General features: G+C 58.9%; 21 protein-coding genes. 7 read left to right on the top strand and 14 right to left on the bottom strand.

The window, feature by feature from the left end; translation table 11 throughout:
- Positions 1–24 precede the first annotated feature (24 nt).
- From ABD720_RS06165 to ABD720_RS06145, 5 genes are all read left to right on the top strand, one after another.
- The gene (locus tag ABD720_RS06165; protein WP_344762380.1) at positions 25–774 is read left to right on the top strand and encodes an aspartate/glutamate racemase family protein; all 750 of its coding nucleotides are present in this window, start codon (positions 25–27) and stop codon (positions 772–774) included.
- Positions 775–822: 48 nt separating this feature from the next.
- Entirely contained in the window at positions 823–1,809 is a 987-nt protein-coding gene (locus ABD720_RS06160) for an AraC family transcriptional regulator (RefSeq protein WP_344762379.1), read from the top strand.
- 143 nt (positions 1,810–1,952) lie between these two features.
- Positions 1,953–3,182: a styrene monooxygenase/indole monooxygenase family protein gene (locus tag ABD720_RS06155; RefSeq protein ID WP_344762378.1), complete on the top strand. Its 1,230-nt coding sequence runs from the start codon at positions 1,953–1,955 to the stop codon at positions 3,180–3,182.
- 3 nt (positions 3,183–3,185) lie between these two features.
- A complete protein-coding gene (locus ABD720_RS06150; protein WP_344762377.1) occupies positions 3,186–3,734 on the top strand; it encodes a flavin reductase family protein in 549 nt (182 codons plus the stop codon).
- A gap of 32 nt (positions 3,735–3,766) precedes the next feature.
- Positions 3,767–4,936 (top strand): OmpP1/FadL family transporter, encoded by a 1,170-nt coding sequence (locus ABD720_RS06145; RefSeq protein ID WP_344762376.1) that lies wholly within the window; start codon positions 3,767–3,769, stop codon positions 4,934–4,936.
- A 52-nt stretch (positions 4,937–4,988) separates the two neighbouring features.
- Here ABD720_RS06145 and meaB read toward each other — a convergent pair whose 3' ends face one another.
- The 9 genes from meaB to ABD720_RS06100 form a co-directional block, all read right to left on the bottom strand.
- Positions 4,989–5,975, bottom strand: a complete 987-nt coding sequence (meaB, locus tag ABD720_RS06140) for a methylmalonyl Co-A mutase-associated GTPase MeaB (RefSeq protein WP_344762400.1) — start codon at positions 5,973–5,975, stop codon at positions 4,989–4,991.
- A gap of 44 nt (positions 5,976–6,019) precedes the next feature.
- Positions 6,020–8,215, bottom strand: coding sequence for a methylmalonyl-CoA mutase (scpA, locus tag ABD720_RS06135; protein WP_344762375.1), 2,196 nt, complete (start codon positions 8,213–8,215; stop codon positions 6,020–6,022).
- A complete protein-coding gene (locus ABD720_RS06130; protein WP_344762374.1) occupies positions 8,208–9,749 on the bottom strand; it encodes a malonate--CoA ligase in 1,542 nt (513 codons plus the stop codon). Before ABD720_RS06130 ends, scpA begins: the two co-directional genes overlap by 8 nt.
- 3 nt (positions 9,750–9,752) lie before the next feature.
- Positions 9,753–10,763 (bottom strand): NADP-dependent oxidoreductase, encoded by a 1,011-nt coding sequence (locus ABD720_RS06125; RefSeq protein ID WP_344762373.1) that lies wholly within the window; start codon positions 10,761–10,763, stop codon positions 9,753–9,755.
- A gap of 11 nt (positions 10,764–10,774) precedes the next feature.
- Positions 10,775–11,536, bottom strand: coding sequence for a maleate cis-trans isomerase family protein (locus tag ABD720_RS06120; RefSeq protein WP_425547925.1), 762 nt, complete (start codon positions 11,534–11,536; stop codon positions 10,775–10,777).
- Between the two features lie 120 nt (positions 11,537–11,656).
- A complete protein-coding gene (locus ABD720_RS06115) occupies positions 11,657–12,928 on the bottom strand; it encodes a DUF1329 domain-containing protein (RefSeq protein WP_344762371.1) in 1,272 nt (423 codons plus the stop codon).
- Positions 12,929–12,942: 14 nt separating this feature from the next.
- Positions 12,943–14,508, bottom strand: a complete 1,566-nt coding sequence (locus tag ABD720_RS06110) for a DUF1302 family protein (RefSeq protein ID WP_344762370.1) — start codon at positions 14,506–14,508, stop codon at positions 12,943–12,945.
- Between the two features lie 132 nt (positions 14,509–14,640).
- On the bottom strand, positions 14,641–17,013 hold the full coding sequence (locus ABD720_RS06105; protein ID WP_344762369.1) for an efflux RND transporter permease subunit: 2,373 nt from the start codon (positions 17,011–17,013) through the stop codon (positions 14,641–14,643).
- Between the two features lie 56 nt (positions 17,014–17,069).
- Positions 17,070–18,170 (bottom strand): WD40/YVTN/BNR-like repeat-containing protein, encoded by a 1,101-nt coding sequence (locus tag ABD720_RS06100; RefSeq protein ID WP_344762368.1) that lies wholly within the window; start codon positions 18,168–18,170, stop codon positions 17,070–17,072.
- Positions 18,171–18,741: 571 nt separating this feature from the next.
- On the opposite strand from ABD720_RS06100, the gene ABD720_RS06095 reads away from it, so the two are divergent.
- Both ABD720_RS06095 and ABD720_RS06090 read left to right on the top strand, forming a co-directional pair.
- The gene (locus ABD720_RS06095; protein ID WP_344762367.1) at positions 18,742–19,569 is read left to right on the top strand and encodes an alpha/beta fold hydrolase; all 828 of its coding nucleotides are present in this window, start codon (positions 18,742–18,744) and stop codon (positions 19,567–19,569) included.
- Positions 19,570–19,646: 77 nt separating this feature from the next.
- Positions 19,647–20,261 (top strand): NifU family protein, encoded by a 615-nt coding sequence (locus tag ABD720_RS06090; protein WP_344762366.1) that lies wholly within the window; start codon positions 19,647–19,649, stop codon positions 20,259–20,261.
- Positions 20,262–20,475: 214 nt separating this feature from the next.
- Here the strand turns inward: ABD720_RS06090 and ABD720_RS06085 are convergent, their stop codons facing one another.
- The 5 genes from ABD720_RS06085 to ABD720_RS06065 all read right to left on the bottom strand — a co-directional run bounded on the left by ABD720_RS06085 (position 20,476) and on the right by ABD720_RS06065 (position 26,346).
- Positions 20,476–21,354 (bottom strand): VOC family protein, encoded by an 879-nt coding sequence (locus ABD720_RS06085; RefSeq protein WP_344762365.1) that lies wholly within the window; start codon positions 21,352–21,354, stop codon positions 20,476–20,478.
- Positions 21,355–21,401: 47 nt separating this feature from the next.
- On the bottom strand, positions 21,402–22,490 hold the full coding sequence (locus ABD720_RS06080) for an FAD-binding oxidoreductase (protein WP_344762364.1): 1,089 nt from the start codon (positions 22,488–22,490) through the stop codon (positions 21,402–21,404).
- 45 nt (positions 22,491–22,535) lie between these two features.
- Complete coding sequence (locus ABD720_RS06075; RefSeq protein WP_344762363.1) at positions 22,536–23,846, bottom strand: Rieske 2Fe-2S domain-containing protein; 1,311 nt, start codon at positions 23,844–23,846, stop codon at positions 22,536–22,538.
- Positions 23,847–24,883: 1,037 nt separating this feature from the next.
- A complete protein-coding gene (locus ABD720_RS06070) occupies positions 24,884–25,462 on the bottom strand; it encodes a winged helix DNA-binding protein (protein ID WP_344762362.1) in 579 nt (192 codons plus the stop codon).
- Between the two features lie 338 nt (positions 25,463–25,800).
- Positions 25,801–26,346, bottom strand: a complete 546-nt coding sequence (locus ABD720_RS06065; RefSeq protein WP_344762361.1) for a winged helix DNA-binding protein — start codon at positions 26,344–26,346, stop codon at positions 25,801–25,803.
- Between the last annotated feature and the right edge of the window lie 51 nt (positions 26,347–26,397).

Genomic DNA, 26,397 nt, shown 5'->3' with positions numbered 1-26,397 from the left:
GCACATCAACACAGGGAGCCGCACATGAAAAAGAAGCGCATCAAGATGATTTTTCCGGTGCCGATGAACGAGCACACGCGGGCCATGGTCGAGTCGCAGATTCCGCCGGCGCTGGTACGCCCCGAGTTCGAGGTGACCTTTGTCGGTGCCGGCCAGGTAATGACGCTGGCTGACAGCTATTACGACATGGCGATCATGGAACTGGCCGTGCTGCAAGCCGGCCTGCAGGCAGAGGCCGACGGGTTCGACGCAGTCTGCGTCAATACCGTCAGCGATTCGGCGCTGTATGCACTGCGCTCGCGGCTGTCGATCCCTGTACTGGCGCCTGGCCAGACCGCGTTTCATGTGGCCTGCATGCTGGGTCACAAATTTTCGGTCGTGACGATGTGGGATCCCTGGTTGCCGCTCTACAAAAAAACCCTGACCGAATACGGCCTGTGGGGCCGGGTGGCCTCGCTGCGCTCGATCGATACCCGACCGGACGCGCAGGAACTGCTGGCCGGAAAAGAAGAAGTGGTCTTTGCCAAGCTCGAGCAGCAAGCGCTCAAAGCCATCCATGAAGACGGCGCCGATGTCATCATCCTGGGCTCGACCACGATGCACCAGTCGCATGCCTATCTGGCAGAAAGACTGCCGGTACCGGTGATCAATCCGGGCGTGCTGGCGTATAAGATGTGCGAACTGTTCCTGGACCTTGGACTCGTGCACAGCAAGCATGCCTTCCCGTCTCCCGAAACACTGAAGGACCACGCCTTCCTGTCTCCGGGGACCTGACGCGACCCTGGCCCTTGTCCGCAATAGCCGCAAGACGGAGGACGCACAATGCTCGCAGATGACCAGTTGGAGAACTTCACCTTGCTGCACTCGGCCAGCCTGGAGGAGGCACACGACCTGGTCACTGGCATCTTCTGCGAGCATCGCCTGTTGCCGCTGGGTCGGTCGACACAAGTGGACTACCGGCACTGGGTGGCCGCGCTGCCGTCGATCGGCCTGAGCCTGATGAAATACGGCGCCCATGTCCGCGTCGAGCCGCGTGAATTCCAGTCGTTCTACCTGATCCAGGTGCCATTGGCCGGGACGTCAGCAGTGCTCTGCAACAGCACCGAAATCATGACGCATCCTGGCCGGGCGTCGGTGCATTCGCCCCATGGTGCGATGGCCATGGACTGGAGCGCGGATTGCCACAAGGCCGTCGTGAGGATCGACCGTGCGGCACTGGAACGGCATCTTGGCAGCTTGCTGGGCGAAACCGTGCATGCACCGATTGCCTTTGATCCGGACATGGACATCCGCCACGGCATGGCCGCGACCTGGATGCGCACAGTGCTGCACCTGATCGGCGAACTGCAGCACAATGCCGAGCTTGCCAGCTCGCCGCTGGTCGTCGGCCATCTGGAGCAGATGCTGATGAGCACCCTGCTGCATGCACAGCCCAACCGCTACAGGGAACGCCTGCTGGCGCCTCCCCAGCGCCTTGCTCCACGCCATATCCGGCAGGCCGAAGAATTCATGCACGCCAACCCCTCCAGACCGATTTCGATCGACGACCTGACTCGCCTCACCGGTGTCTCGGGCCGCACGCTGTACGGTGGCTTCCAGCTATTCTGTGGCAAGACACCGATGCAGTACCTGCGTGACATTCGCATGGAACAGGCGCGCTGCGACATGCAAACCGCGGCGCCAACATTCACGGTGACCGACATTGCCACCAAATGGGGCTTCTACCAGCTCGGTCGCTTCGCCGCTGACTACAAGGCGCGCTTTGGCGAATCGCCGTCCGTCACTCGGAACGCCCTCCCGGCCCGATAGCGCGACGAGCGTCGGGTGGCCAGCAACAAAGATGCAGTTTACGCATGGTGATTGCAGTTCCTGCACAGCCCCGTCATGCCATAGCGCCTTTAATGAAAGCGTGGCGATCGCATCCCGCGGAGCACGACCAGGAAACTAATAAAATGAGAAAAATCACCATCATCGGCGCAGGCCAGGCGGGGCTGCAGCTTGGCATCGGGTTGCTGGACAAGCAGTACGATGTCACCATCGTTTCCAACCGAACCGGCGACGATATCGGATCGGGGCGCGTGATGTCGAGCCAATCCATGTATGACATCGCGCTGGGTTACGAGCGCGAGCTCGGGCTCAATTTCTGGGATGCGACCTGCCCGTCGATCGATGGCGTGCACATGCGCGCCGGCGGCAGCGAAGGCAAGCCGATGATCGACTGGACGGCGCGCATGACCGTTGGCGGGCAATCGGTCGACCAGCGCATCAAGATGCCACGCTGGATGAAGGAATTCCAGAAACGCGGCGGCAAGCTGGAGATCCGGGACGCCGGCATTGATGACCTCGAACGGTACGCCGCCATCAGCGACCTGGTCATCGTCTCCAGCGGCAAAGGCGAGGTCGGCAAACTGTTCGCCCGCGATGCCGAGCGCAGCGAGTTCGATCAGCCACTGCGCACCATCGGCCTGACCTACGTGCACGGGATGCTGCCCAGAAAAAATTACTCGGCGCTGAACATCAGCATCAACCCCGGCATTGGCGAGTACATCAATTTCCCGGCGCTCACCACGAGCGGCACCTGCGACATCATCAACCTCGAATGTATCGCTGGTGGTCCGATGGATCGCTGGAGCGAAGTCAAGACGCCCGAGGAACATCTGGCGATGACCAAATGGATGATCGACACGTTCTTTCCGTGGGAAGCCGAACGCTGCAAGGATATCCGGCTGACCGACGACAACGGTACGCTGGTCGGGCGGATACCGCCGACCGTGCGCAAACCGCTCGGCACCCTGCCCTCCGGCGCGCTGGTGTTCGGCATGGCCGATGTACTGGTACTCAACGATCCGATCACCGGACAGGGCTCCAACAATGCCAGCAAGTGCGCCCGACTGTACAACGATCGCATCCTTGCCCACGGCAGGCGCGCCTTCGATCGTGACTGGATGGAGGAGACCTTCGAGCGCTATTGGGACTACGCCCAATGGGTCGTGCGCTTTACCAATACGCATCTGCTGCCGCCGCCACCACAATTGCTCAAGGTATTTTCAATGTGCGGTGCGAATCCGGCGCTGGCCAGCTTTGTCGCCAACGCGTTTGACGATCCGAAGACGCTCAATCCGTGGTACTACGACGCCGCCGAAGCAGATCGCTTCGTCGCCCGCTTCCAGCAAGCCGCGTAGGCCATGATGGAACAGAACGTGCAACATGCTGCCTGGCTCGGTGACGGCGCGCCGGCCGACCAGGCCCAACTGCGCCGCTCGCTGGGTCTGGTGCCAACCGGCGTGACGGTGATCACGACGGTGGCGCCGGATGGTCGCCGGGTCGGACTGACAGCCAACTCATTTGCCTCGGTATCGATGGATCCGCCGCTGATCCTGTGGAGCCTGAGCAACCGCTCGGCGAACCTGGACCTGTTCGCACAGTGCAGCCATTTTGCGATCAACGTGCTGGCGCATGACCAGGAAGATCTCTGCAAGCGTTTCGCCACAGCGGGTATCGCGGACAAGTTCGCCGGTATTGCCGGCAGGCCTGGCATGAACGGGGTGCCATTGCTAGACGGCGCGGTCGCCCAGTTCGAATGCAGTGCCCATGCACAGTATCCGGGTGGCGACCATCGCATTTTCATTGGCAGGATCGACGCTCATCGCTGGAGCAACCGCACGCCGCTGCTGTTCTGCCAGGGTGTGCTGATGCCGGCCAGTCACGAAGACTCCCGCCAGGCACAGACCTGACGCGACTTACCCATACAAGAAAGAACTCCATCATGAATCTACTGAAACCCGCTGTCCTGATGACACTGGCCGGACTCGCCGCACCGGCGCTGGCCACCAACGGCACGATGCCGCATGGCTATGGCATCAAGGCGCAAGGCATGGGCGGCGCATCGATTGCGTTGCCACAAGATGCGATCGCCGCTGCCAACAATCCGGCCGGCATGGCCATTGTCGGCAACCGGCTCGATGCCGGACTGACCTGGCTCAAGGCCGATCGCGGCGCGACGATAGGCGGCACCTACTTATCGGCGAACGACAAGGACAATTACTTCATCCCGGACTTCGGCTACAACCGCGTGATCGACGATCGCCTTTCAGCGGGGATCTCTGTCATCGGCAATGGCGTCGGCACTCGCTACAGCCACCCTGTCGGGCCGCCAACCAATTCGAACGCCGGTTCGGAGCTGATGCAGGTCGTCCTGTCACCCACCCTCGCCTACAAGATCAGCCCGGGGCAGGCCATCGGCGTATCGCTCAATGTCGCCTACCAGCGGCTCGACATACGCGGTGTCGAACATGTCGGCCTGGCCAACCAGGGCTTTGAACACGCGTTCGGTTACGGCCTCGCACTGGGCTGGTCCGGCAAGCTCAGCGACCAGGTGACGCTTGGCGCAAGCTACGTCTCAAAGACACACATGGGCAAGCTCGATAAGTACCGTTCCCTGCTCGCTGGTGGCGGTGAATTCGATATCCCGGAACACTTCGGCATCGGCATCGCCTACATGCCAACGCCAACCGTCACCCTCGCCGCCGACGCGCTGCGGGTGAGCTGGAGCGACATTCGGTCGATCGGCAACTCGCTGACGTCGGCTGGCGCCTTCGGTGCGGACAACGGGCCCGGCTTTGGCTGGAAGGACCAGAATGTTTTCCGGGTCGGCATCAACGTGGCGGCCAGCGACACGCTGGAACTGCGTGCCGGCTATAGTCATGGCTCGCAGATCATTCCGTCCGGCGAGACCACGCTGAACTACCTGGCGCCGGTGACGCCGCAAAAACACCTGTCTGCCGGACTCACCTGGCGTCTCGACAAGCAGGTGGAAATGAACTTGGCGTACACGCGCACATTCGACAGTATGGTCGTCGGCAGTGGCGCAAGCCTCGGCATCGATCCGCGGCACAGCCAGCACCTGCTGGGCGCCTCGGTCGGCTGGACGTACTAAGACTTAAATCGTGGTGGCACGGTCGCCGGCAGTTCCTGCCGGCGACGTTCGTTCATTGCAACGGCATCTCCGGTGCCGACATGGCATCGAGCAGCGCTGCGGCGGCCGTCGTCGGCGAGACCGTACCGGCCAGTACTGCAGCGACCTGGATAGGCAACGCCGCCCTTACGCGGGCATGCTGCTCGAAGCGCGCCCGCAGGCTGCCGTCGATCAATCCCCACATCCAGTCAAGCGCTTGTCGGCGCCGTTTTCGCACCAGCTCGCCGCTGTCCTGCATGGCCTTGTGGTGGGCAAGTATTGTTGCCCAGAATGGCGCAACTCCATCACCGCGCGTCGCGCAAACCTGCAACACCGGTGGTCGCCAGTGCTGCGATACCGGACGCAACAAAGTCAGTGCGCTTTTCATCTGGCCGGCGGCGACCTCGCTCGCCAGCGGATCGAGGTCGGCCTTGTTGTAGACAATCAGGTCAGCTAGCTCAACCACCCCTTTTTTGATCGCCTGCAGATCGTCACCGGCGTTCGGCAACTGCAGCAGGACGAAGCTGTCGGTCATCCCCGCCACCGCCGTTTCGCTCTGGCCGACGCCCACCGTTTCCACCAGGATCACATCGTAACCGGCAGCTTCGCACAGCAGCATCGCTTCACGCGTGTGCGCCGCGACACCACCGAGGGCGCCACTGGTCGGCGATGGCCGGATGTACGCACCCGGTGCGCGCGCCAGCAATTCCATGCGCGTCTTGTCGCCGAGGATGGCGCCGCCGCCCAGCGAGCTCGACGGATCTACCGCCAGCACGGCGACACGGTGGCCGAGCGCCAGCAAGTGCAGGCCGAGCACCTCGATAAAAGTCGATTTCCCGACCCCGGGCACCCCGGTGATACCGACCCGGATAGCCTGTCCCGTATCCGGCAACAGCGCATCGAGCACGCGCCGTGCGCAGCCCTGGTGGTCGGCGCGAGTCGATTCCGCCTGCGTGATGGCTTTCGCAAGCGCACGCGGCTGGCCCTCGCGGATACCGCTGACCAGCTCGGCTACCCGCATGTTCTGCTGCTCGGCCTCATCGCCATTCACGGCTTGCCTCCCGCTCAGGCGGAAGCACGCAACGCACGACGAATTTTTTCCAGCACATCGCTTGCGCTGACCGGGATCGCGGTGCCCGGACCGTAGATTCCCTGCACCCCGGCCTGATACAGGAAATCATAATCCTGCGCCGGGATCACGCCACCGACGAACACGACGATGTCATCCGCACCCTTGTTCCTGAGAGCGGCAATGATGGCCGGGACCAGCGTCTTGTGTCCGGCCGCCAGCGTCGATATACCGAGGGCGTGGACGTCGTTCTCGATGGCTTGCTGCGCGGCTTCTTCCGGTGTCTGGAACAGCGCACCGATATCGACATCGAAGCCGAGATCGGCAAACGCGGTGGCAACGACTTTCGCACCGCGATCGTGACCGTCCTGGCCGAGCTTGGCGATCATGATGCGCGGTCGCCGGCCCTGTTCCACGGCAAAGTCGTTGACCTGCGCCTCCATCGCCGTCCATCCGTCATCGTTCTCGCACTGCGCACCGTAGACGCCAGAAACGCTCTGAATCGTTGCGCGATAGCGGCCAAAGACGGTTTCCAGCGCATTCGACACTTCACCCACCGTGGCCCTGGCGCGCATCGCGCGGATACTCAGGTCGAGCAGGTTGCCTTCCCCGCTGCGCGCCGCGTCGGTCAGTGCTGCCAGTGTTTGCGCAACCGCGCCGGCGTCACGTGCGACCTTTAACTGAACGAGTCGCGCCACTTGCGACAGGCGCACCGCGACGTTGTCGATCTCGCGGACCTCGACCAGGTCTTCCTTGTCCAGCCGGTATTGATTGACGCCAACGATCACGTCGCGACCGGTATCGATGTGCGCCTGCTTCTCGGCAGCAGACGCTTCGATCTTCAGCTTGGCCCAGCCCGACTCGACCGCTCTGGTCATGCCGCCCATCCGGTCGACTTCCTCGATCAGCGCCCACGCCTTGTCGGCCATGTCCTGGGTGAGTTTTTCCATCATGTAGGACCCGGCCCAAGGATCGACAACATGCGAAATATGGGTCTCTTCCTGCAGGATGATCTGTGTATTACGTGCGATCCGTGCTGAGAAATCGGTCGGCAGCGCGATCGCTTCGTCGAAAGAATTGGTATGCAGCGATTGCGTGCCGCCGAACACCGCAGCCATCGCCTCGACGGTGGTGCGCACCACGTTGTTATGCGGGTCCTGCTCGGTTAGCGACCACCCCGAGGTCTGGCAATGGGTGCGCAGCATCAGCGACTTCGGATTGGCCGGACCGAACGCTTTCATGATGCGCCACCACAGCAGCCTGGCAGCGCGCAGCTTGGCCACTTCCAGATAAAAATTCATGCCGACGGCAAAGAAAAAACTGAGTCGTCCGGCAAAGGCATCCACGTCAAGACCGCTGGCCAGCGCGGTCTTGACGTATTCCTTGCCATCGGCCAGCGTGAAGGCCAGTTCCAGCGCCTGGTTCGCGCCCGCTTCCTGCAGGTGATAACCCGAGATCGAGATCGAATTGAATTTCGGCATGTGCTGCGCGGTGTAGCCGATGATGTCGGCGATGATGCGCATCGAGGGTGCAGGCGGATAAATGTACGTATTGCGGACCATGAACTCCTTGAGGATGTCATTCTGGATGGTGCCGGTCAGCCGGGATGGCGACACGCCCTGCTCCTCGGCCGCCACCACATAGCCGGCCAGCACCGGCAACACCGCGCCGTTCATCGTCATCGATACCGAGACCTGATCGAGCGGAATATCCGCGAACAGGGCCTTCATGTCTTCTACCGAATCGATCGCCACCCCCGCCTTGCCGACATCGCCAGCCACGCGCGGATGGTCGGAGTCATAGCCGCGATGCGTTGCGAGGTCGAACGCAACCGACACGCCCTGCCCGCCGGCGGCCAGTGCCTTGCGATAGAACCGGTTCGATTCTTCCGCCGTCGAAAATCCGGCGTACTGCCGGATGGTCCACGGTCGCACGGCATACATCGTCGCCTGCGGCCCGCGCACGTAAGGCTCGAAACCAGGCAGCGTGTCGGCAAACGGCAATCCGACGAGATCAGCCGCGGTGTACAGCGGCTTGACATCGATACCTTCCGGAGTGCGCCACACCAGCCGGTCGGGCTGGCCGCCAGGTGCCGATCGCGCCGCCGCATCCTGCCAGGCTGCCAGCGTGGCAGGGCGATAGTCCGGATACGCCTGCCGTGCCGCCGCCGCGGACAGGACGGGATCAGTCATACAGGCTCGCATAAGTCTGCCGCAACACGTTCTTCTGGACCTTGCCCATCGTATTGCGCGGCAACTCCGTTACGAACAGGACGCGCTTGGGCAGCTTGAAGCGCGCCAGCCGGCCATTCATCGCATCGAGCAGCACCGCTTCGTCCAGCACCACATCCTTTTCTGCCACGACGACGGCGGTCACTGCTTCGCCGAAGTCCTTGTGCGGCAAGCCGATCACAGCACTTTCTAGCACCCCGGCCAACGCATCGAGCTCGCCTTCGACTTCCTTCGGATAGACGTTGTAGCCTCCCGTGATGATCAGGTCCTTGCCACGGCCGACAATGTGGACATAGCCGCGCGCATCGATCTTGCCGAGGTCGCCGGTGATGAAATAGCCATCGTCACGGAATTCGGCGTTGGTTTTTTCCGGCATGTTCCAGTAGCCCGCGAATACGTTCGGGCCACGGACTTCGATCATGCCGACGCTATCCGGTGCGTCCAGCACGGCGCCGGTATCGGGACTGCTCACCCGCACCGCGATGCCCGGCAAGGCCATGCCCACCGCGCCCGGCAAGCGCTCGCCGACATACGGGTTCGAGGTGTTAACCAATGTCTCGGTCATCGCATAGCGTTCGAGGATCGCGTGGCCGGTCAGTGCCTCGAAAGCGCGCTGCGTCTCGGCCAGCAGAGGTGCCGAGCCGGACACGAAAAGGCGCATATGGGTTGTCGTTGCAGTCGTCAGGCCCGGATGCTCGAGCAGGCGCGTGTAGAAAGTCGGAATCCCCATCAAAGTGGTCGCGCCGGGCAGCAGGCGTACCACTTCATTGGCGTCGAAGCGGGGCAGCAAGAGCATCCCGCCGCCACAGGCCAGGATCGTGTTGACCGCGATGAAGAGCCCGTGCGCATGGAATACCGGCAAGGCGTGCAACAACACATCGGATTCCGTAAAGGACCATGCCTGCACCAATGCCACCGCATTCGAGGCCAGGTTGGCGCGGGTCAGCATGGCACCCTTCGACCGTCCGGTGGTGCCGGAGGTGTAGATCAGCGCAGCGAGCGCACTGGGCTCACCGGAAAAACGCCTGTAGGCATCCGATTCACAGGTCCCCGCCAGCGCCAACAGCGAGCCGTCGCCGTCGGTACCCAGCGTCTCCAGATGAGGAATCTGCCATTGCTGCACGATGTCACGCAGCGACGCGCGATCTTGCGGACGTACCACCACCATCCGCGGTTGGGCATCCCCGAAAAAATACGCCAGTTCGACCTGGGTATAAGCGGTATTGAGCGGCAGGAAAACCGCACCGAGACGCAGGCAGCCAAGATAGAGCATCAATGCGTCGGCCGATTTATCCACCTGTACCGCGACGCGGTCACCGGCACCGACGCCACGCAGCGCCAGCGCACTGGCAAATCGCCCGGACAGATCGCGCATGTCCCGATAACTGTAGACGACGCCGGCCGCGGTGGTGATGAACGGGCGATCCGGATGAAGCCGGACCGCATGATCGATCCAGGCAACCGGATCAGAAACGGACGGGGAATAACGTTGCATGATTCAGGAATTCTTTCTGCCAGCGGCAATACCGTCGGCGAGGTTGACGGCCACTTGTTCCGCGACTTTTAGAACGATCTTGCCGCGCACATGGCCTGCCTTGCTTTTGGCATGCGCTGCCGTGACGTCGGCCAGATCCATTTCTTCGAGCGGGGGCGGCACCAGTGTTCCGGCAGCAAGGAGGTCAGCGATCGCCTGTAACTGCGCCGGATTGGCGGTGGCCACGATGCGTTGTGCAGTGACCCCCAGCTCGCCCGCCAGCAGTACATCCGGCACACCAGCGATCGTCACCATCCGCCCGCCCGGTCGCAGGTAGCGCAGGCCCTCCGACAGGTAGGTACCGCCGACACAATCGAGCAGCAAGTTGACCCCGTCGGGCGCCAATTCACGCAGCCCGTCGGCGAGTGCAGTGCCGCGGTAATCGATGGCTGCATGCGCGCCAAGCGACAGGACAAACGCGTGGTTTTCCAGACTGGCCACCGTCAGCACGCGCGCGCCGGCGTGGAGTGCGATCTGGATCGCCATGCTGCCGACGCCGCCTGCACCACCAGTAATCAAGACGGTTTCGCCAGCCACAAGCTGGCCGGCGGTATGCAACCCCTGCCACGCAGTCAGCGCCGGCAACGGGATCGCAGCTGCCTGCGCCGGGTGAAGGTTTGCCGGCGCCACCACGGCCATCGCCGCCGGCAGGGCGATAAATTCGGCATACGTGCCACGCCCGACTGGTGTGCCGTATTGACGGCAATAGGCGAACACGAACTGGCCGATACGCGACGGTGCCACATGGCGACCGACCTGCACGATGGTGCCGCTGGCGTCCCAGCCCAGAGTGATCGGAAACTGATGCGGGAACACCTTCGCCATCAGCCCTTCGCGTATCTTCCAGTCGATTGGATTGACACCCGCATAGGCAATACGGATGAGAACCTCATCGTCGCCCGGCACGGGCTGCGGCAGCTCGCGCTGCATCATTGTCGCCGGACCACCAAACTCGTCGATGACGATGGCTTTCATTATTTTTCCCTTCAATATTTTCCGGACAGGAGTGCGCCTGCTCCGGGCACTTCGGTTGTCAGGTTCAGTAGTTTGAGCATGCGATAGGTGGTGCAGACAGCGGCAGACACCACCGGCAGGCCGCAGCGGTCCTGCACCATCTGGATCGCTTCGAACGAGGGCATCTGCACGCAGGCAGACAGCACCACGGCATCCGCGCCGGCGATCTTCAGGTCCCTGGCGATCTCCAGCAGTGCCAGCGGATCGCGTGCACCAACCGCGAGGTTGTCGGCAATTTCGAGCGAAATACTGTCGAGCACCCGGATGCCTTCGGATTCGATGTAATCGACGACCAGGTTGGTTAGTGGTCGCATGTAGGGCGTGATGATTGCCACCTTCTTTGCGCCCAGCACATGCAGGCCCTCGATCAGGGCACCGGCACTGCTGACGATCGGCGTCGGATAGCCGTTGTCCACGGTCACCTGATGCAGTCGCTGCTCGGACTCGCGGTGGTAGCCGTGGCCGCAACTCATGATGGCCACGAGGCAAGCGTAGCCCATGATGTCCACGTGGGCGTCCGACAGCTCGGCCGCACAGCGGTCAGAATCCTTGTCCATGCTGGCCAATTCTTCCTTCGACACCTTCTTCATGCGCATGCGGCTCGAATGGAACGTGAAGCGTTCTGCGGCAACCGCTTCACGCGCCCGCAGCATCCTGGGAATTTCGGTTTCCATCGTGGTATTCGAACTGGGCACGATTTGCCCGATACGGTAGGCGCGCCGAGGCGCAGCCATGTTGTGCGGAAACTGGTTGTGCATAGGTTCTCACCGAATAGGAAAAAGACAGGAGCCGGCAGACCTCCGGCTGGAGGTCTGCCCGGTGGAGCCGCGTGGGATGCGGCTCCGGACTCCCCGTTAGCGCCCTGCTGCCTGCAGTTCCTGCAGCGTCACGTTCTTCGAGGTGATGCCGGGCGCGTTGGTGCTCCAGGTACTCGTATCCGTGAAAAACGCCGTTGCGTGATTGCGCTTGAGGTCGATGGTCACGCCCGACGTCGTGCGAATGTCGTGGAAGCCATCGACACCACGGCCGGGATACGAATTGAACTGGAATATCTTCCAGAGGTCGCCCTTGCGGTCGAACGCCTCGCCGTAATGCAGGCGCGGATACTTGACGTCCATGTAGACGACTTTCTTGCTGTACGGGTGCTCGGTCGGCGTCGTTGCTTCGATCACGTACACCTCACGCGGCTCGTAGCGATCGTTGCTCAGGTTCCAGTACGGTGGGCCGGAGAGATCCAGGACCGGATAGCGATCGGCAACGGTCTTGCCATCGATTTTCCAGGACGGCTTCTGGGCATGCACTGCAGCCAGTATCCAGCGCTTGCCCAGCAGCTTGTAGCCCTTGTACCAGGAAGGTTGCGCGTTGAATATCTCGATATCATCCTGCAGCTGGTCGGTGCCGCCGATCGGATCCATCCAGGCGCCCCCGGAGAGGCGTCGAATGCGGCGTACGGCCGGGATGTAGGCCCAGACATCTTCGACCTGGGCGCTGTCATGACGGATCGTGAACGTGCCAAGGCCTTTCAGGTCAGCCGGTTTCTGCGCAACAAAGATGGTCCGGCTCAGTTCCTTGCCGTCGCCTTCGACTGCCTTGTTGGCGCCCAGCTTGCCCTTCATGCTGTACCGGATGAAGCCCCAGGTCTGCTCTTGCTCGACGCCCTTGTCGCCGTTGATAAGAACGTATTGCACGTTGGGGACATTCATGATGTCACCCCGTGGCTGGCCGTAGTACCAGTTCCAGATCAGTTTTTCGGCAGCTAGCGGATCGCTTTCCTTCACGTCAGGAAACGGCATCCCGCCTTCCCAGCCTTCGACCTGGCGGGTGGCGCTATTGAACTGTACCTTGCCGATGTTGCGCTTCGACGCTTCGTTGAATTTGTCATCCATCACGACATCCGACGCCTTCACAAGCGGCAGCTTCCAGCCCTGCTTGCGCACGCGCATTTCCATGGATTCTGTCAGCAACTTGCCGACCGGCTGCCCCTGGAAGGTGTCGTTGATAATTTTGTCGAGATTGGCTGCCGAGATGACTGTCCCCTCCGGCAATTCAGCAGCCGCGGACAGGCCGGCAACGCTGGCGAAGAAACAGCCGGCAACGACGGCGGCAAGCTTGTTAAGTGTGTGCATGGTGGTCTCCGGAATCAGAATTGATAAGTCAGGCTGGTATAGAGCTGGCTGTTCTTGTTGAAATAGCCGAATAACGCGGTATCGCGCTCGGTAGCCGAATTGCCCGGATTGCGCGAACCGTTATTCCAGAACAAGTCCATTTCCGTTTTCAGACGCCAGTTATTGCCGAACTCGAACGACACGCTTGGTACGATGAAGCCGCCGCCGTAGGTGGCATCGACACCGCCGACCAGTTCAGGCTTGATTTTTCCGTTGTTGTAGCTCAGGCCAAGGATGCCGGTGACGATGGTCGAATGCTCCTTGCGGGCCTGACCGAAACCGACGAGATTGACGATCTGCTCGCTGCTCTTGTAGTTCTGGATCCACGTATCGAAGACCTGCACGGAAAAGAATGCCGGCTTTTCGGCGCCAAGTAACTGACTCACGCCAGCCAGATTCTTGTCCATGCGCACGGTGGTGCGGATTACGTTTTTCTGGGTGATGCCCGAAAAACCTGCCGTACCTGACGTGGAACCGGACAGGAAACCATACCCGTTGTCGTAACCGTAGTTGAACGCGTAATGCTTGATGTAAGCCATCTCGGTGCTGAACACGGCATCGACGACCGGTGCATAGCCGCTGATGGTGGCGCCGAACACATCGACCGTCGGATAGATCAGGTCACCCAAGCCGCCCTGAATGGCGGCACCTTTCCAAGGAGCAAAGGCAGGATTGATGACCGGGTCCGGATTGAAGGTCTTGAGGTAGGACACCGAGTAATTCAAGCCACCCGACAGGCCATTCCAGCGCACGCCGCCGGTGGTTTTCTTGTAATTGCCTTCCGGGTTGTCGAGGTTGTACTTGAATCCGTTGGCAAAAAAATCCAGACCCTTGTTTGGCTGGTTGGCCCAGCGGCCACCAAACAGGTCGTAGGTGTTCCCGATATCCTTGCGCCGATCCAGGCCGGGCCGCACCAGAACTTGCAGCGAACCACCAGCCTCGGGAACGGCAATATTGATATTGGCCATGATCAGCGGCTTGCGCAGCTCTTCGTTGGCGGATTCCAGGAAACTGCGCCATGAATAGTCGAAGCCGTGGATGAGGTCGTTACCGGCAAAAAAATCGGTTTCACCCCAAGCGACTTGCTGCTTGCCGATGCGTGCCTTGATCCGTTCGCCAAGGCTGAAATCGGCGTACCACTCACGCAACTCTGCTTCGTTGTAGGCCTTGCCGAGACTGTTGCCGTCCCCTGCATTGGCGCCACCGACGGTCGGCCCGCCAAAGCGGATTGCTTCGAGATCCTTCAGGTAGCTGGTGCGGATTTCGCGCGAAGCGCGTGCCTTGACCGAAAAAACGACGGGACCGGTATCGGCTTCCAGGTTGATACGTGCAGTCGACCTTGCCATCGACACCTTGTACTGGTCGTTGGTCGCCGTTTCAATCGGATCCTGCAAGTTAATTGACACTCCCTCGCGGATGTAGCCGTCAACCTTGATGCCTTCGGCGTAAGCCGACGCGCTCAACAATGCCGAGGCCAGGACGGCCAGGCCAGTCAATCCCCCTGCCGCGCTACCATTTTTTTTTGTGCTGTTTTTATTCACGAATCTCTCCCGATGATGTGTTGTGGCTGGTCATGTGATAGCCGACCGTCCCGCTTCCCAACCCTGCTGTTTCTGCCTCCTCAGTCGGCACTCTCCTTGCGTGTAGTCAATTCATAAAGGGATCCCGACAGCTCAGTGCGCGGTGCCCAGAACCAGCGGCAACGCTTGAGCGGGATGACGCGGTTTGCCAAAGATGAACTCAGGACGGAAGACATAAATGATGGCTGGCATCACGAACAGGGCGGACATCGCGGAAATACCAAGCCACATCGCCATCAGCAGGCCCATGTCTGCCTGGAATCGCAGCGACGAGGCAGACCAGAGCAAGGTGCTGAAGATCAGTACGCTGGCGGTCACCACGACACCTAGCCCGGCCGAGTGCAGCGCGGTCGCGATGGCGGCTTCGGGCGTGGCGCCGATGGCCAGTTCTTCCTTGATACGATCGGCGATGTAGAACGCGTAGTCGACACCCAGGCCAATGCCCAGCGCGGCAACCGGGACCGTGTTGATGTTCATCCCGATGCCTTTCCAGGCCATGAAACTGAAGGTCAGCGTGTTGGAAATAATCACCGGGACCATGAACAGCATGCCCGCGACGGTGGAGCGATATACCACCGTACAAATCACCACCAGCACCAGCAAGGCCAGTGCCAGCGCTTCGATCTGGCTCGACAGGATGACTTCGTTGGCGGCCCCCATCACGCCGATCAGTCCACCGGCAAGCTGGTAACTGACGCCATCGAGCGGGTTTTGGGCGACGAACTCCTTGATGCGGGCAATGGCGGTACGGATTGTTTCGCCCTGGCGGTCGCGGAACAGCAGCGTGACGGCAGCATTGGCATTGGTTGCGTCGACGAAGCGATCCATGTCGCCAGGCTCGGACACCGACTCCAGCGTCGCCATGATGTTGCCGTTGACCGCCTGGGTTTCGCCAAGCTCCTGGTAGCGCGGATTGCCTTCACGGAGGGTGCGATTAACTACAGGCAAGATGTCAGCAATGGATACCGAGCCACCGATCTCCGGCTGCGCTTCCATGAAGCGCTGGAACCGATTCATGCTGTCGAGCACCTCGGTGCGCTTGACCAGGTCGCGCTCGTCACCACCGACGACCACGAACATGCGGTCCGCCCCCTGGAATTTCTGGTTGATTGCTGCCGAATCCAGGTTGTAGGTTGAATCAGGCCACAGGATCGGCGAGCCCGGGTTGGCGTCACCGATCTTCAGGTTGAACGCATACACGCCGGAGGTCACCATGACGATGGCACTGCACGCCAGCACGCCATAGCGAAACCGCGACGTTGCCACGAATACGGCAAAGTCAAGGAAGCGCCGCAAATAAGGCACGGCATCGAACGGATGTGCATAACCTTGCGGCTTGCGTATCCACGACAGCAGGATCGGCGTCAGGACCACGGCGCTGACAGTCAATGTGCACACCCAGACGACCGACAGCACGGTCAGCTTTTGCAGCATCGGGATCGGACTCATCGCCACCACGGCCATGCAGCCTGCGTCGGCAACAATGCCTAGCATCCCGGGACGAAACAGGTCCATCAGCGCCGTGCGTGCAGCATCCCTGGAGGTTTGCTTCCCGGCCGCGATTTCTTTTATTTCATCATCAAAACGATTGATGATCTGCACCGAGTGGGAGACGGCCCGCGAGGTAATGAGCATCGCCACAACGATGACCAGCGGCTCGAAGTTAATGTTGAGCAGCTTGCAGATACCCAGTGCCCAGATGGCACTGACCAAGCCTGCTAGGAAAGGCAGCAACATCCCACGCCATGTCCGCAATAACAGGAACAGCAGGACGACTGTCAGAGCCAGTGCCAGCGCCACCAGGTGCACCGTTTCAGGGAGGTAATAATTTACCCAGCCATACAGCATCGGATCACCAACGACCCGGATCTTGACGGCGCCATCCTGATTAACCTTGCTCACGAGCGTATTGATTTCCTTGAACACGGTGCCGTAGTCGACATTGCGGTCAATGAAGTCGACGGTCACCAGTGTTGCCTTCAGGTCCGTTGACACATAGGGACCATAGACCATCGGGTTGCGCAGCACGGCGTCCCGCAGCGCCGTATATTCCGCTGCACTGGCAGGCAGGTCAGGCCACATCAGTGGCCGTGTTTCGATGCCGCCCGTGGACGCCCGGACTTCCTTGAGCTTCTTCGATGCGAGGGAAACGATCTGGAAGGCGTTGACCGCCGATACCTTGCGCAACTCCTGGGTCAGGGTGCGTACCTTTTCCAGGACGACCGGCTGGAAAATATCGCCTTTGTCGACTTCCAGCATGATCGTGACCATGTTGGAACCACCAAACGTATCCTTGAATTTTTCATGGACTTTGACGTACGGGTGCTGCGACGGCAGCATGTCTTCGAAGATGGTCCGGACTTCAACATGCAAGGCAAAATAGGAAAGTACCAGGGTGATGAGGGCGATGAGCCCCGCCACCCACGCACGCTGGAGTATGCAGAATTCAGAGAATCGTTTGATCATGATGTGATGGGCGTTGGGTTAGGAAGCGGGAAGAGCGAAGGCTGGTCAGGGCACGGTCAATCAGACGGCGTGGTCGCTGCCTGGAGGGCGCTGGCATTGGTCACGACCTGCCATTGCTTTCCGTTCCAGTGACCTACAGTGCTGCCGGCAAAGTAGGTCTTCCCGTTCGCTACGACGACCTTCGTGTGCCACGACAGATCACGTTCGTCGAGCCGGCCGGCGACCCAGTTTTCAGCGGCCGCGTCGCCACGTACCCATACCCCCAGGTTGCCGGCGGCGATCCAGACGCGTTGCACGGCATCCCAGGCAACCGTCAACAAATGTTCCTGCGTACCGCTCTTGATCGCATGCCAGCTGGTCCCGCCATCCTGGGTGACTAGCACCACGCCTTCGAGACCCACCGCGACACCGTTCTGGTCGTCCCGGAACGCCACACCCATCAGGCTACTGGTCGCCGGCGTCTGGCTGGCAACCCAGGTTGTTCCGCCGTCCACAGTACGCAGGGCGCGACCGAATTCACCGACGACCCAGCCATTGGCACTTCCGGCAAAGGTGACGTCGTTCCAGCCGACGTCTTCCTCGGCCCTCATGCGCTGCCAGCTTTTTCCAAAATCGATGCTGTGCAACAACGCGCCCATTTCCCCGACAGTCCAGGCCTGACGGTCTGGCAAGGTCAACACCCGCATCAATTTATTGGCAACGTCCGACTTGGGCGCCGGTGACTCCATCCAGGTCGTGCCGCCGTCGACGGTCACGACAATCACGCCCTTGTTACCGACCGCTACGGCATGGCGCGAGTCCCAGGCCGAAATATCCTGCAGATGCGCCTTGCCCGGCACGACCTGCGGGTTCCAAAGCGCCCCGCCATTTTCGCTGCGGACAACCTTGCCGTTGGTTCCGGCGACCCACAGGACATCGGGAGCGGGAACGGCGAGTCCGTAGAAAAAATCACGCCGCTCGATAACCGGTGGCTTGACCGTTGATCCGACAGGCTGGGGCTTGATAAAAAATCCCGCCCAGAGCAGTCCGGCGATGATCAGCCACGGGGTCACGGACCCGATAATCTTGATGACTTGTCCACGACCACTGGACAGAAGCGCCGTTGGCGCGATCCCCGATGTATCACTGTCAATTGCCGCTGCTGGCAGTCGATCCATTACACACTCCCTCTAACCTGCTGGTTGAAAATTCCTGGAATAGCCGTGCGGTTGCATCGACCTGAAACCATCAGGCGGCACCACCACAGGTCACATTTCATCGTGATTTTCCGGTCAAATTATTCTGAATTTTTTTAAATTGAAAGTCAATTCATATTTGATATAAATTAAATTAAAAACATAGTTAAATTTATTTTTTGAGAATTTATTTTCATGATCCGGACTTTTTTTCCCCTCCTGACTCTAGGTGCCTGACTATTTTTTTGTACGGAAATCCGTCCACCGCGAGGAAGGAAAATCTTCAACTATCTGTTTTAATTGATTTATTTTTTAATAACTGAAAGGAGACACGCAAGAGGAGCTACACGCACTTTCCACGAGCGACACGTCAATCGACCGTAAATTTTATTTCAATTGACGTTGAATGTATTATCGATATATTCTTTTTCGAATTCGCACGAAGGAATCCAGCGCGTAATCGCACTCAAAAAAATTGGCTGGCCAATTGCCCGGCGACAGCCAAGCAAGCAAGGCAGCCCCACCCTTCACCTCACCCTGAAAAGACTTTTCGATGATCACTAATCCGGAAATTGCAGACCGCGTGACGCTCAATGGCATCACCACCAACTATCACGACCAGGGCGAGGGCTTCCCCGTCGTCCTGCTGCACGGTTCGGGCGCTGGCGTCACGGCGTGGGCGAACTGGCGCAATACCATCCCCATCCTCAAGGAAAAGCATCGCGTCATCGCACCCGACCTGGTCGGGTTCGGCTTCACGGAAGCCCCCGAAGATATCGCTTACCAATTCATGGATACGTGGGTAGAGCAAGTCATCGCGCTACTCGACTATCTCGATATCGCGCAAACGGATTTGCTGGGAAATTCGTTTGGCGGCGCGCTCAGCCTTGCGCTGGCCGTGAAGCATCCGGAACGTGTGCGCAAGATGATCCTGATGGGCCCGGGCGGTCAGCCGTTCCCGGTCACGCCGGAACTGGAAGCGCTGTGGGGCTATACGCCATCGATCGACAACATGAAAAAAATCATGGACATCATGGCGTTCGATCGCAGCCTGGTTACTGATGAACTGGCGGAGCTGCGGTATCGGGCCACGATGCGCCCCGGGTTTCAGGAACGCTTTGCCAGAGTATTCCCGCCACCGCGACAGCGCTGGTCCGACGCGCAGGTGGTCCCGGACGAGCAACTACGGGCGCTGACGCATGAGGTGCTCATCATTCACGGCCGCGACGACCGCGTGGTTCCGCTGGACGTGTCCATGAAGCTGATGCAAAAGATCGATCGTGCGCAGTTGCATATCTTTGGACGCTGCGGTCACTGGACGCAAATCGAACATAGCGCACGTTTCAACCAGCTCGTGTTGAACTTCCTGGACGAAGCCTGACCCCTCCAGATGCATGCGGGACGGCGCGCGGAATACGCTTTTCCCGCGCGCGTCACGCGATAGACAAGGAGTACATCGTGACACCACACATTACCTTTTCGAATACCGCCCTCACCCATTTCCGGGAGCTGCTGGATCGCCAGGACGACACCGGTACCCAATTGCGAATCTATGTCCTCCATCCGGGCACGTCGCTTGGTCACTGTGGCATCGCCTACTGGCATCCGGCAGCAGGCACGCCGGAAGATGCGAGCATCGATGCCGGCACGTTCCGGCTTTACTACGTACGACAGGAAGCGGCTTTCCTGGACGGCGTATCCGTTGATTTCCGGAAGACATTTTCCGGTCACACGCTGGCATTGCAAGCGCCAAATGCAAAATCCGTAGTGGTCATTGACGAGAACAGCCCGTTGGCGCACCGGATCACTCGCGTCCTGGAAACCGAGATCAATACCCACCTGTCAGAGCACGGCGGCACGGTCATGCTCGACGAAATCAGGGAAGGCGGCGTCGTCGCGCTCAAGTTTGGCGGCGGGTGCCACGGTTGCGGCAACGCAGAGCAAACTCTCAAAGAAACGGTAGAGGCAACTTTGCTGAAATGGTTTCCCGACATTACCCGCGTTGTCGATGGGACTAACCACAGCGACGGCGTGGCGCCGTATCTTCCCCGCAAGACCCCGGTTGCTGCCTGAAAGGCGTTTCACGCATCCTCTTCGCAGGATGCACCGGAGAACCTATTTCCCCCAGCGTGCCGCCTTCTGTAATCTTGTTGAACGCTTGAACCGGCGCTGATCTGGCGCATACCTAGTCCGACAGTGGAAATGAAAAATGCATGCCGGTACCGCGCATGCATTTTTCATCCCCTGCAGACACGTCCTCCGTCACCGGATCACGCGGTCTGGAATATCAATCGTGCGTCACCAAATTGTGCCCCCATATCTTGGGTGCATTGTAAAACTTCACTTCCCAGTTCTTGTCGTCAATCTCGCAGGCCCCGAAGCCATATTCGATCGCGAAACCGGCCGGCGTAATCATGTAGAACGACGTCATCTTGTCGTTCGTATGCTTGCCCAAGGTGAGGATCAGCGGAATACCAAGTTGCTGGACCAGGTCGTAGCCGCGACCAACATCATCGATGGAATTGGCCTGCACCATGAAGTGATTGAGTTCGCCCGGTCCCGTTCCAAAGCACGGATTGGTGATCGCCAGACTGTGATGCCGCGGATTGCAGTGCATGAAAGTGGCTTGTGCGTCGTCCCAGTGAATGTAATCGCTGAGGCGGAATCCAAGCTGCTCCCGATAAAAATTGACCGTCAGTTCGGCATCGGCCGCCGCAAACAAGATGTGACCCAAGCCCTGCTCACCAGTGCGATATCCGGAAATGGCCCGACTCGGACGAAACGGCTGGTTATCTTCGACGCCGCCAAAAAAGATTTCCTGGACCGCGCCGTCGGGATTGGGGAAGCGCATCAGTTCCATCACAGCCCGTTCACGTTTTTCCTCGGATGTTCCTTTGACGACAGGCACCTGATTCTTCGTTAACTTGTCGTACAGCGCAAAGAAGTCATCACGTGTATCGACTTCCCAGCCCACATAGGCGAACGAGTTGGACTCGGCGGGATAAAGCGTGAAGCGATGATGCCGGTCGTCCATCCGTAATTGCAGCGCCTCGCCCGGTTGCTGAGGGCGTGGCTCAAACCCGAGTACCTGGATCAGAATGGGTTCCCATGCGGCGATATCGGTCACATTCAATCCGATATAGCCGAGTCGGGTTACGCTAGTCATGGTGTCTCCTTGATTGTTGTCTGGCATGGGTAACGATCTCTGCCTTTTTATTCGGCACTTGCACTGAATTGCTCGGCATGAATGTTGTCTCGCTTGACTCCGATATCTTCAAGATGCCGCCGCGCAGACTCGATCATCGCGGGAGGACCACACAGATAAGCGACCGTTTCGGGATCGACGATGTCCTCCGCTGCAATCACGCTGACCGGGTTGCCAACGAGACCGCCGTACGTCCCATCTGGTGAGGACACCGACACACGTAACGCCAGATTCGGCAACAAAGCGGCGCGCACATCGAGTTCGTCGAGACAGAACAGATTGTCCGCCGTCGCGCAACCAAAACTGAGTAACACCTTAGGTTTCTTGCCAGAAAGCACGCTGATGTCGTCGAGCATCGCGAGCATAGGTGCGAGGCCCGTTCCGCCGGCGATCAGGATGTGGGCGGCTTTCGATGGGCGCCAGTAGAACGTGCCGTACGGACCTTCCAACTCCAACTCGTCGCCTACCGCACAAGATTTGCGCAAATAATTGGACATCATTCCTTCGTCGAGCACCCGCAGCAGTAGCGTGACGGCTGGCAGGTCGTGGGTCGAGCTGGCCATCGAATAAGAGCGCCACGCATCGGTACCGGGTACCCGGATACGGACGTATTGGCCACTACGGAACTCGAAGTCAACGTCGCAAGGAAGCGCGAGCGTGAGCTTCACGACATTCGGCGCCACCCATTCCTTGCCAGTGACAACAGATTGGACAAGCGCAGGTGCCGGCTCGTCCAGAAGCGTGCTGGCATAGTCCAGCCCGAGAACACAATCGGTGTCTGCAAAGGAAGAACAGGTCAGGCGGAGACCTTCGGCATGCTCACTCGGAAACAAGGACGTTCCGCGCTCGGTGGACATGCGCACATCACCACACAACACCTTGGCGACGCACGTGCCGCAACTGCCTGTCTTGCACTGGTGCACTAGCCGGATATCGTTGCTCTTGGCGGCATCGAGGATGGTTTGTCCAGGCGACACCTGAATCTGCCTTTCCACACCATCGAGAAATTGAAACGTTACCTGTGATGCCGCGCTGTCCTGTGCAGGCAAGTGGTGTGTATCATCTATCGTCAACATATTTACCTCCCGAAACAGCATCACGACCAGCCAGGGTAGCTGCGGGTCGTGATGCTCAGCACGTAGTTACTCTGCCTTGTCGCGGATCGCGCCTGGCTGGTCGCCACGAATCTCCGCCAGTACATTACTGGCCCCCTTGACGACACCGGCTACACCACGGGGTGTTTTTGCAATGCCCCGGTTATATCGCGAAGCAATCTTGCGCCAGGTGATGATGGAGTAATCCATGTCACCTAGTTGCTCGTCGTTCCAGCCGGATCCATCTGCATAGAAATTCTGCATTGCGTCACGCGCGAACAAGTCACAATCGTTGAAGCCATGCAGGGCCATGGGCTCGTAGAAGTTTTTGAAGCGATATTCAAATGCCTGGCGCTCTTCGTCATTTTCACAATGTTTGACGAGGACCTCCCAATATTCGTAGGTATCGTCAGTGATGGCGACATACCACTCGTACTGCACCACATTTTCTTCCGGCCAGTTTTCGACCATCAACACGCCTGGTACAAACATCGACGTGCGGAAGTATTTCGGCACGGTTCCTGCCGCGCGGACGTTCAACAACTTGTTTTCCAGCACAGGCTCGTAATGCTCAGTGAAATACATGTTGATGAAGCCTTTGGGGCCGTTTTCGTCTTCTACCAGTTGGGTAGCCTGATCACTGACGGGTTTGATGCCAAGCGGTACAGCCCAGTCCTTGGCAAGTACGATCGCATTGTCTTTGTGGATCAGCAGATGGCCGGCGTCAAAACCATTTTCACAAGCCAGTCGCCAGTTTGCATAACCCGTGCGATGAATACCAAGACAGACCACGTTCTTGTCGAGCACGCTCGGCGAATCAGGCCAGAGGGGATGCGGAAACCGCTCGTTATTGTGCGGAAAACGGATAGGCATGTCCTGCGACAGAGGTGGAATTTCATCGTCAAAATCATCCGAAGTGACAAAGACGAAGATCATGCCGTTGACTTCCTCGACCGGATATACGGAGATCCCGGTGGTGCCGATGATCTCGTCATCAGGAGCCGCAACAATCGAGACCAGCGATCCGGTTTCAAGGCTATAGGTAAATCCGTGATACCAGCACGTGATGGTGTCTTCTGTCAGGCACATTGGTTTCGCCGACAATTTGACGCCACGGTGCAAGCACTGATCCTTCAATGCATACACTTTGCCCTTCGATCGCCGGAGGACAAGCGGAACTCCGCAAATCTGCGCACCCACAACTGCACCCTCGGCGATCTCGTTGCTGAATTTCACAGGGTACCAATGATTGATGAAACCCCATTCCGCCTTGGCGTAAGGGGCGTATAAACGCTGCGCCATGACATCGTTGGATTTCTTGACAGTTTTCTTCATGTCCATAAGGGTGGCCTTCTTCATTGTGAGGAGTCAATTTCACGGGAAGAAGCGTCTCTTCCGCAGTTTTTTAGCCAAGAAAAGGCTTACCTCAATATCTATTATATTCAATTGAAAGTCAATTCATTGTTAATTGCTAATTGATTGAATTGGCCTTAAGTTTAATCAAGCATCAGGAAACGGTGACTTCCCGCATCGTCCATGACCCGCCCCTGGTTCGAGTACATGCACGCGCCGTGCTGAGATTGCGCTTACACCAACGCCGCAACTGCGCTCGATCGCCAAGAGAACCAAGTGGTATTGCAGCATTGCAGCAGCGACGGAAGTTGGTTGCAACGGCTTCACGCGGCACTGGGTGTCGTGCTGATGGTGGGGAAATCGGGCGTAGGCCACCCGGCGACTTACCGGCTTCGGCACCGCAAAGAAAATGACGACGTTCTGCGTGGACTAACGCTACTTCGGCGCCCTCGTCACGTTGACAGGCCGTGAAGCGATGGCCGCTGCCACCATACCGGTGTCAAGTAACCTTAGCGATGCGAGCGCCGTTCGGGTGGCAGGGAGCGTGCCAGAGCGTTGGCCTCGTGCGGATGAATAGTTTCTGCGAGGCTGTGAGAGAAAGATGACGGTCACGCCGCCAGGTAGTCGCTAACGAAAACCGCTTCACGAACTAGACAATGCCGCTCAAGGATACTCACCAAAGCCTCGTACGAACGCAGAGGTAGATAACGCGGCGCGCCATGGGGGCACGCGCGGACACGCTGTTGCAAGCCAGCAGGAACGAAGAGACCTGACTTGCAAGACGGTACGATGGGTCTCGCGCGACGGTTCTCCGGGCAGTCAATTACAAAATTTGATCCTGGCATCTCGCCACTGGACCGTTGCTGGAACGCGATCGCGTTGCAGGCAGGGCTAGCCGGTCAGATGCCGCACCGGGTGACCAGCGTAAGGGAGGACATGCAAAGCGTTGATCCGCCTTAATACGGCAGGCGGCACGGTGCTCGCCGCTCGTGCTTGCAAAGGTTATCCAACACGAGGGCGGGCTTATGACATCTGAAAGCGGCCTATTCTGTTTCCGATGCCTTGGACAGGGTCACCGAACTATAGGTCGCCGAGATGCGTGAAGCCTCATCATAGAGTCCAGTGAGCAAACTAATCAACTTGGAGGCCTCATACAATTTGCGATCAATTTCTTCAATATTTTTGGTTTGCTCGGTCAACACCATTTGACGGATCTTCGCGTACTCGTTGACCATTGTCCTGCCCTTCTTGGTCACGTCGTACGTGTATATCTTGCCCGTGCCTTCCTTGATCTTGGCGACCAATTTGTGGCTAAGTAGTTTGCGCAAGCTGTACTGGATATTACTGATCGCATCACTGTTGAGTTGTCGGGCGATCGATGCGGCAGTTTTGGGACGCTCCTGCATGCCGATGACATGCAGGAGGATAAGTTCCTGAAACGAGAGCTCCACCAACCCGCTGATATTTGCCACCTGGAGGCAGGAACGTTCAAATGCCTGCTGGAATCGCAAGACCGCCCACTCGAATTCCGTGGTCATCGCCTCATGGTGACTATGGCCAAGATGCCACCCGCGGTAAACTGCGGAACCAAGGTGGTCAACGCTGTTTTCATTTTCCGACATCATCATTCCATATCAAAACTAGGTGTTCATGTTATGTAAAAGAGGAAATCTGGCATGCCAATTCACTCATCCTGACTACCGGCGCCACTATATCTCATCGGACCTGCGGGCCGATGGTATTCCGGAATGCCAGCGACCTGTGATCGACGTCAACGACAAGGAGATCATGCATGGCGACGGCAGATGCATTGCAATAGTGTCCGCTGAACTCTTCGGGAATATCAGACCCAATCCAGCAGTGAAGCTACAAACGCGTTGCCCATCGCGGGACGACAGGATCGAGGCAACGTGCTTTAAGGACAGAAACCTGATCGTGTCGAGCGGTCAAGACAATGCCTTTATACGGGCATATCCGGCAAAGACATGCGCCCGGCCTCGTTGTACATGGCAGTCATCAAGCCGAGCGTTCTCGCCGCTTCCAGCAAACGCGCTTCACTGTCTTTCATGCTACCGAGTTGCTGTATGAGAAACTGTCGCCTGAGTTCCGCTATTTCCTCGGTAAAGCGCTTTCCTTTTTCGGTGACCGCAAGGCTGTAGCTTTTTCCGACGCCGTCTTTCACCTTCCTGATCAGCTTCTCCGCCACAAGTTTGCGGAGGCTGTATTGGATATTTTGTATATCGTCGCGGTTGAGAAGATTTGCCACCATGCTGGTCGACTTTGGCCTGTCTTGCATCCGAATGATATGCAGGATGTGTACCTCTTGGGGAGTGAGATTTCCTTGGCTCAGGCGGCTCAATAATTCGTTTTGATACCGATTGAACGCCTCCCACCATCGCACTAAACTCCATTCGATTTCGGTGGCCGCAGCCTCCAGCGGCGTATGCGCCAGATGCCAGCTATTGACAGGACTCGGGATATGGTCAGGAATAATATTTGTGCTCATAATAGTTAAGAATCCGAAAAATTTACTCGGGCTGAGTTCAGCAGGCCCTTG

The organism is Actimicrobium antarcticum, assembly GCF_039536745.1.
In the GTDB taxonomy this organism is placed as follows: Bacteria; Pseudomonadota; Gammaproteobacteria; order Burkholderiales; family Burkholderiaceae_D; genus Actimicrobium; species Actimicrobium antarcticum.
This window is presented reverse-complemented; position numbering and strand designations above follow the sequence as displayed.

What these genes read in the sequence shown, in the direction of transcription:
- ABD720_RS06165 (WP_344762380.1), top strand. Translation starts at nt 25, where the DNA reads ATGAAAAAGAAGCGCATCAAGATGATTTTTCCGGTGCCGATGAACGAG.
- ABD720_RS06160 (WP_344762379.1), top strand. Translation starts at nt 823, where the DNA reads ATGCTCGCAGATGACCAGTTGGAGAACTTCACCTTGCTGCACTCGGCC.
- ABD720_RS06155 (WP_344762378.1), top strand. Translation starts at nt 1,953, where the DNA reads ATGAGAAAAATCACCATCATCGGCGCAGGCCAGGCGGGGCTGCAGCTT.
- ABD720_RS06150 (WP_344762377.1), top strand. Translation starts at nt 3,186, where the DNA reads ATGATGGAACAGAACGTGCAACATGCTGCCTGGCTCGGTGACGGCGCG.
- ABD720_RS06145 (WP_344762376.1), top strand. Translation starts at nt 3,767, where the DNA reads ATGAATCTACTGAAACCCGCTGTCCTGATGACACTGGCCGGACTCGCC.
- meaB (WP_344762400.1), bottom strand. Translation starts at nt 5,975, where the DNA reads ATGCGGGTAGCCGAGCTGGTCAGCGGTATCCGCGAGGGCCAGCCGCGT.
- scpA (WP_344762375.1), bottom strand. Translation starts at nt 8,215, where the DNA reads ATGACTGATCCCGTCCTGTCCGCGGCGGCGGCACGGCAGGCGTATCCG.
- ABD720_RS06130 (WP_344762374.1), bottom strand. Translation starts at nt 9,749, where the DNA reads ATGCAACGTTATTCCCCGTCCGTTTCTGATCCGGTTGCCTGGATCGAT.
- ABD720_RS06125 (WP_344762373.1), bottom strand. Translation starts at nt 10,763, where the DNA reads ATGAAAGCCATCGTCATCGACGAGTTTGGTGGTCCGGCGACAATGATG.
- ABD720_RS06120 (WP_425547925.1), bottom strand. Translation starts at nt 11,536, where the DNA reads ATGGCTGCGCCTCGGCGCGCCTACCGTATCGGGCAAATCGTGCCCAGT.
- ABD720_RS06115 (WP_344762371.1), bottom strand. Translation starts at nt 12,928, where the DNA reads ATGCACACACTTAACAAGCTTGCCGCCGTCGTTGCCGGCTGTTTCTTC.
- ABD720_RS06105 (WP_344762369.1), bottom strand. Translation starts at nt 17,013, where the DNA reads ATGATCAAACGATTCTCTGAATTCTGCATACTCCAGCGTGCGTGGGTG.
- ABD720_RS06100 (WP_344762368.1), bottom strand. Translation starts at nt 18,170, where the DNA reads ATGGATCGACTGCCAGCAGCGGCAATTGACAGTGATACATCGGGGATC.
- ABD720_RS06095 (WP_344762367.1), top strand. Translation starts at nt 18,742, where the DNA reads ATGATCACTAATCCGGAAATTGCAGACCGCGTGACGCTCAATGGCATC.
- ABD720_RS06085 (WP_344762365.1), bottom strand. Translation starts at nt 21,354, where the DNA reads ATGACTAGCGTAACCCGACTCGGCTATATCGGATTGAATGTGACCGAT.
- ABD720_RS06080 (WP_344762364.1), bottom strand. Translation starts at nt 22,490, where the DNA reads ATGCTGTTTCGGGAGGTAAATATGTTGACGATAGATGATACACACCAC.
- ABD720_RS06075 (WP_344762363.1), bottom strand. Translation starts at nt 23,846, where the DNA reads ATGAAGAAGGCCACCCTTATGGACATGAAGAAAACTGTCAAGAAATCC.
- ABD720_RS06070 (WP_344762362.1), bottom strand. Translation starts at nt 25,462, where the DNA reads ATGTCGGAAAATGAAAACAGCGTTGACCACCTTGGTTCCGCAGTTTAC.
- ABD720_RS06065 (WP_344762361.1), bottom strand. Translation starts at nt 26,346, where the DNA reads ATGAGCACAAATATTATTCCTGACCATATCCCGAGTCCTGTCAATAGC.